Annotated in this window: 6 protein-coding genes; 5 read left to right on the forward strand and 1 reads right to left on the reverse strand. The window is 69.0% G+C overall.

Features of this window, described 5'->3' with window-relative positions; translation table 11 throughout:
• The 3 genes from ACFPZL_RS09290 to ACFPZL_RS09300 form a co-directional block, all read left to right on the forward strand.
• The coding region (locus tag ACFPZL_RS09290) for a dihydroxy-acid dehydratase domain-containing protein (protein WP_382335194.1) at positions 1–1,034 on the forward strand (1,034 nt) is incomplete at its 5' end.
• Positions 1,031–1,624, forward strand: coding sequence for a UbiX family flavin prenyltransferase (locus ACFPZL_RS09295; RefSeq protein WP_218114769.1), 594 nt, complete (start codon positions 1,031–1,033; stop codon positions 1,622–1,624). The genes ACFPZL_RS09290 and ACFPZL_RS09295, both read left to right, overlap by 4 nt.
• On the forward strand, positions 1,621–2,973 hold the full coding sequence (locus tag ACFPZL_RS09300; RefSeq protein WP_218114770.1) for a UbiD family decarboxylase: 1,353 nt from the start codon (positions 1,621–1,623) through the stop codon (positions 2,971–2,973). Before ACFPZL_RS09295 ends, ACFPZL_RS09300 begins: the two co-directional genes overlap by 4 nt.
• Before the next feature lie 18 nt (positions 2,974–2,991).
• Here ACFPZL_RS09300 and ACFPZL_RS09305 read toward each other — a convergent pair whose 3' ends face one another.
• The gene (locus ACFPZL_RS09305; protein ID WP_218114771.1) at positions 2,992–3,600 is read right to left on the reverse strand and encodes a TetR/AcrR family transcriptional regulator; all 609 of its coding nucleotides are present in this window, start codon (positions 3,598–3,600) and stop codon (positions 2,992–2,994) included.
• Between the two features lie 125 nt (positions 3,601–3,725).
• Between ACFPZL_RS09305 and ACFPZL_RS09310 the strand changes: the two genes are divergently transcribed.
• Entirely contained in the window at positions 3,726–4,883 is a 1,158-nt protein-coding gene (locus tag ACFPZL_RS09310; protein ID WP_218114772.1) for an ABC transporter permease, read from the forward strand.
• Positions 4,884–4,996: 113 nt separating this feature from the next.
• On the forward strand, positions 4,997–5,566 hold the full coding sequence (locus ACFPZL_RS09315) for an HhH-GPD-type base excision DNA repair protein (RefSeq protein WP_218114773.1): 570 nt from the start codon (positions 4,997–4,999) through the stop codon (positions 5,564–5,566).
• Positions 5,567–5,593 lie beyond the last annotated feature (27 nt).

Here is a 5,593-nt window from a genome sequence, read left to right on the forward strand (position 1 = left end):
GCCTGCGGATCGCCGAGGAGAGCGGCCGTCGCGCCGCGCAGTTCGCGCGGGACGGCGGCCCCGGCCCCCGCACCTTCGTGACGCCGGAGTCCGTCGAGAACGCGCTGCGCATGCTGCTCGCGATCAGCGGCTCGACGAACGCGCTCGTCCACCTCACCGCGATCGCCCGCCGGGCGGGCATCGCCGTCGATCCGCATCGATTCAACGAGCTGAGCGAGGAGACGCCGGTGATCGTCTCGCTCAAGCCGACCGGCGACGGCTACATGGAGGACTTCCACCGTGCCGGCGGCGTGCGCGCGGTACTGCGCGAGCTGGCCGACGACTTCGACCTCGACACCCCGACGGTCGGCGGGGGAACGCTCCGCGACCACATCGACTTCGACGAGGGCTGGCGGGACCATCGGGTGGTCCGCCCGCGGACGGACCCGGTGAACCCCGTCGGCGGGCTCGTCTCGCTCTTCGGCTCCCTCGCCCCGACCGGGGCCATCCTGAAGCGCGCGGCGGCCACCCCGGAACTGTTCGAGCGCACCGGCCGGGCCGTCGTCTTCACCTCTCCCGCCGACCTCGCGGAGCGGATCGACGACCCGGCCCTCGACGTCACCGAGGACGACTTCCTGGTCATGCAGAATGCCGGCCCCCTCGGGGCGGGCATGCCGGAGGCCGGCTACCTGCCGATCCCGAAGAAGCTGCTCGAGCGGGGTGTCACCGACATGGTCCGCCTCTCGGACGCGCGGATGAGCGGCACCGCCTACGGCACTGTGATCCTGCACATCTCGCCGGAGTCCGCCGTCGGCGGCCCGCTCTCGCTCGTGCGGAACGGCGACCTGATCCGGCTCTCCGTGAGCGAGCGCCGGCTCGACCTCCTGGTCGATGACGTCGAGCTCGCGAAGCGCACCCCCGAGATCCATGTGATGGATCAGCAGGGTGCGTACGGTGCACTGTACCGGCAGGAGATCATGCAGGCGCCCGATGGCTGCGATTTCCGCTCCGCCGTCCGCGAGCCGCTCCCGCAAGAGGCGGGGTCGCACTCATGAGGCGACTGGTGGTGGCGATCACGGGGGCGTCCGGGGCGCTGCTCGGCGTGGAGGCGCTCCGGCGAGCGGCGGAGGTCGACGACATCGAGACCCACGTCATCGTCACAGGATCCGGGTTGCAGACGCTCCACCAGGAGACGGACCTCACCTTCGGCGACATCCGCGAACTCGCGGACCACGTGCACAAGAACCACGACCTCGCATCCGAATTGGCGAGCGGGTCGTTCCAGGTCGACGGTATGCTCGTCGCGCCGTGCAGCGTCACGACCCTGTCTTCGATCGCCAACAGCTACGATGCGAACCTCGTGGTGCGAGCCGCCGACGTCATGCTCAAGGAACGCCGGCCCCTGGTGCTGCTCTTCCGCGAGACGCCGTTCCATCTCGGCCATATCCGGCTGATGGAGCAGGTGACGATGAACGGCGGGATCGTCATGCCGCCGATGCCGGCGTTCTACCTGAAGCCGCGCACCGTCGAGGAGATCGTCGAGCAGACGGTGGGGCGCGCCTTCGATCTGCTGCGCATGCCGCTGGAGCACACCCGACGTTGGTCGGGACTGGAACCGCCGCGACGAGAAGGAGCAGACGGATGACGGAACGCGCCGCGATCGGACTGCGCGAGGAGCTCGAACGGCTCGAGGCCGCCGGGCGGCTGCTGCGCATCCCGCACGAGGTCTCCCCGCGCTTCGAGGTCTGCGCCTACGCGGCCGAGAGCGGCCCGGAGCGGGCCGTGCTCTTCGAGCGGGTGGCCGGATCCGACCACCCCGTCGTGATGAACAACACCGCGAGCCGCGAGGTCATCGCCGCGAGCCTCGGCATCGCGCCCGAGCGGATGGCCGAGCGCTACCTCGAGGCGCTCGTGCGGCCGATCGCCCCGCTCGTGCGGCCGGCGTCGGCCGGCCCCGCGGCGATCCACGAGGTCACCTACACGGGCGACGAGATCGACCTGCTCGCCCAGCTGCCGGTCCTCACCCATCACGAGCACGATGCCGGTCCCTACCTCACCTCGGGCGTGGTGATCGGCGAGCACGAGGGCGCCCGCAACCTCTCCTACCACCGCATGCAGGTCCGCGGGCCGCGCGAGACCGGCATGGTCGTGGTTCAGCGCCACCTCCACCGCATGCTCGACGCGGCCGACGCCGAGAACCGCCCGCTCCCCGTCGTCGTCGCGCTCGGCCTGGACGCCGGGATGCTCCTCGCGGCCGGGACCTCCGGCAGCGCCGCGCCCTATGGATTCGACGAACTCGGCATCGTGGGCGCGCTGCGCAACACCCCCGTCGAGCTCGTGCCGGGCCTGACCGTGCCGATCGGGGTGCCGAGCTGCGCCGAGATCGTCATCGAGGGCCATATCCTGCCCAACACGCTGGAGCCGGAGGGGCCCTTCGCCGAGTTCGACGGGAACTACGAGTCGGGCCGGGAGCGGGTGTTCCGCGCGACGGCGCTCACGATGCGCCGCGGGGCGATCTCCCACGGGCTCGCCACGGGGTCCACCTCGCAGCTGAACATCATGGGCCTGCCGAACGAGGCCGTGATCCTGCGCGCCGTGCGCGCCGTGGTGCCCAGCGTCGACCGGGTGCACGTGACGCTCGGCGGCCTGCGCAAGTTCCACGCCATCGTCAGCATCGACAAGCGGATCGAGGGGGATCCCGCCGACGCGATCGTGGCCGCGTTCGCCGGGCACCGCGACCTCAAGCAGGTGACCGTCGTCGACCACGACGTCGATGTCTTCGACGCCTTCGCGGTGGAGCGGGCGGTCGCCACGGAGTTCCAGGCGCACCGCGGGCTGCACCTGTTCCATCGCGGCCGCGGCAACCCTGTCGATCGCAGCCTCGCCGAGGACGGGACGACCTCGCGCATCGGGATAGATGCCACGAGGCCGCTGGGCCTCGCCGTGCGGGTGCCCGCTGTGGTTCCCGGGCGGGATCGCGTTCGCCTGCCCTGAGCGGCACGGCACGGCAGGCTATCGCCCGGCCTTCGATTCGACCGACCGTACGGCCGCCGCCTTGAACGTCGTCGTCATCACCGTCGCGCACGCCTGAACGATCGGCATCTTCCTGACGGTGTCGAGTCTTTCGATGAACCCGTCCGTCGCCGTTCGCCCCAAGACCTCGAACATGCCCCCCAGCACGAACCGCACCGTCGTGAGCCCCTCTTCGCCGATGTCCTCCTGAGAGAGATGGAAGCTCTCCAACCACATGCCCATGACCGCATCCTGCATGATGCTTCGAAGCTTCGGCGTCGAGTGCGGGCCGATGACGAGCAGCATGCGGTCGATGCCTTCCCGACCGGCGAGGTCGGCCAGCATGAGCTGGAACCGTTCGGAGTCCGGGCGAAAGCCGCTCGCGATGAGCTGCGGGATCTCGGGAACCAGGATCCGCTGCACCGCACTGTGCGCGAGATCCTCGAGGTCGCTGAAGTGGTAGTAGAACGAGTTCCGGTTCAGCCCCGCCCTCTTGACGATATTGCTCACCGTGATGCGGTCGAAGGGCATCTCGCGGAGCGCATCGAAGAATGCGGCCTCCAGGCGTTCGTCGGCCGCCGGGCTTCCGTCGTTCTTCGGGCGTGGCATCCGGTCCCCTCGCTTTTGCGCCGAACTAGACAGCTTGAGCAATTTTGACCGTTTATTACTAGTCATCCTGCCTAATAATCTGAAGCTATCAGACGTGGCCCGTCGGCCGGAAGGAAGGATCCATCATGATCGAGAAGCTGGGGCCGAAGAAGTATGCGTTTCCCGTGCTCGTCATCGTGCTCATCGGCTGCGTGATGGCGCTGATGTTCTACCCGATGCTCAACATGGCGCCGAAGAACCTCCCGTTCGCAGTGGTCTCGCTCGACGAGGGCGCCCAGACCCCCCAGGGCGACGTCAACGCCGGTGACATGATCGCCGAGCAGCTCGTCGACGCCGAAGCGCCGGAGGGGTCGAACGCGGCCCCGATCGCGTGGGAGGTGTTCGACAGCCAGGACGACGTGGATGCCGCGTTCGCGGAGAACGAGCTGTACGGGGCGCTCACCATACCCGCGGACTTCACCCGGACCCGAGTCCTCGCGCAAGCCGGGAAGGGAGACGCTCCGAGTGTGGAGGTCGTGCTCGACAACGCGAAGAGCCCGATGGCCGCCACCCAGATGCAGGCGCTTCTCGGGGCCATGTTCGGCCAGATGGAGATCCCGGCGAACATCACCCTGATCAACACGGGCGACACGGGCACCACGGGTGCCACCCCGACCTCGCCGATGGCGGGCATGATGAGCCAGCAGATCGGCATCATGCCGCTCATGATGATGTCGCTGGTCAGCTCGATCCTCCTCACTCGAATCTTCCCCAAGAAGGACGCCGTCACGAACCGAGGCCGTTTCTCCGCGCTCGGCAAGCAGCTCGTCTACGCGGTCGTGTTCTCGCTGCTCGCAGCGATGACCGCAGTGATCCTGCTCAACACGCTCGTCGGCGCGGGAGCACCGTTCTGGACGACGACGGTGTTCCTCTGGTTCGCCGGCTTCGCGGTGATGGCACTGTTCCTCGGAGCCTTCAACGTCGCGATGCCGTTCGGCGCGCTCGTCGCGCTCTACGCCTTCCTCCTCGCGATGATGACGGCCGCACTCCCGCAAGAGATGCTGCCCGCATTCTGGGCGGAATGGGTGTACCCGTGGACGCCGCAGCACATGATCGGCGACGGCATCCGAGACATCCTCTACCGCGGTGCTGACCTCATGCCGCGCGGCAGCAGCGGCCTCCTCGCCATCGGCGGAACCGGGCTCGCACTGCTGATCCTCTCCGGGTTCATCCCCGAGCGAAAGGCCAAGAGCGAATCGGGCGATGCGCCGTCACCGAACACTGCAGCGGCGGTGCCCGCGTGACTCGCCGCCGCAAGATTCACCGCCGCGTGACTCACCGGCGGGAGATTCACCGGCGGGAGGCATGCCGCTGAGATCGCCTGGTGCCCGCGGTGGACGGTGCGATACTGGGTCGCATGGACCTGCACTTGACCGATGACGCCGAGGCCGACCGCCTCCTCAGCGAGAACCCGTTCGCGCTGCTCGTGGGAATGCTGCTCGACCAGCAGGTCGCGATGGAAGTCGCCTTCGCCGGGCCGCTCAAGATCGAGCAGCGTCTCGGGGAGATCAGTCCGACTGCGATCGCCGAGGCCGACCCCGAGGAGTTCGCCGCTCTTTTCGCGCAGAGCCCCGCGGTGCACCGGTTCCCCGGTTCGATGGCGGGGCGGGTGCAGTCGCTCGCACGGGTCGTGCTCGAGGGCTGGGGAGGTGACGCCGCCGCGATCTGGCAGAAGGGCGAGCCGGATGGCGCGACCGTGCTGAAGCGCCTGAAGTCGCTGCCCGGATTCGGCGAGCAGAAGGCAAGGATCTTCCTCGCGCTGCTCGGCAAGCAGTGCGGATTCGCGGGCGCCGGCTGGCGCGAAGCCGCGTCGCCGTACGGCGAAGAGGGTTCGTACCGGAGCGTCGCCGACATCGTCTCGCCGGAGACGCTCTCGCTGGTGCGCGAGGCGAAGCGCGCCGCGAAGGCCGCAGCGAAGCGGGCCTGATCCCGGGCGGCCTGGCCCCGGGCGGCC

The organism is Leucobacter soli (assembly GCF_042659205.1).
Lineage (GTDB): Bacteria > Actinomycetota > Actinomycetes > Actinomycetales > Microbacteriaceae > Leucobacter > Leucobacter soli.

What these genes read in the sequence shown, in the direction of transcription:
- ACFPZL_RS09295 (WP_218114769.1), top strand. Translation starts at nt 1,031, where the DNA reads ATGAGGCGACTGGTGGTGGCGATCACGGGGGCGTCCGGGGCGCTGCTC.
- ACFPZL_RS09300 (WP_218114770.1), top strand. Translation starts at nt 1,621, where the DNA reads ATGACGGAACGCGCCGCGATCGGACTGCGCGAGGAGCTCGAACGGCTC.
- ACFPZL_RS09305 (WP_218114771.1), bottom strand. Translation starts at nt 3,600, where the DNA reads ATGCCACGCCCGAAGAACGACGGAAGCCCGGCGGCCGACGAACGCCTG.
- ACFPZL_RS09310 (WP_218114772.1), top strand. Translation starts at nt 3,726, where the DNA reads ATGATCGAGAAGCTGGGGCCGAAGAAGTATGCGTTTCCCGTGCTCGTC.
- ACFPZL_RS09315 (WP_218114773.1), top strand. Translation starts at nt 4,997, where the DNA reads ATGGACCTGCACTTGACCGATGACGCCGAGGCCGACCGCCTCCTCAGC.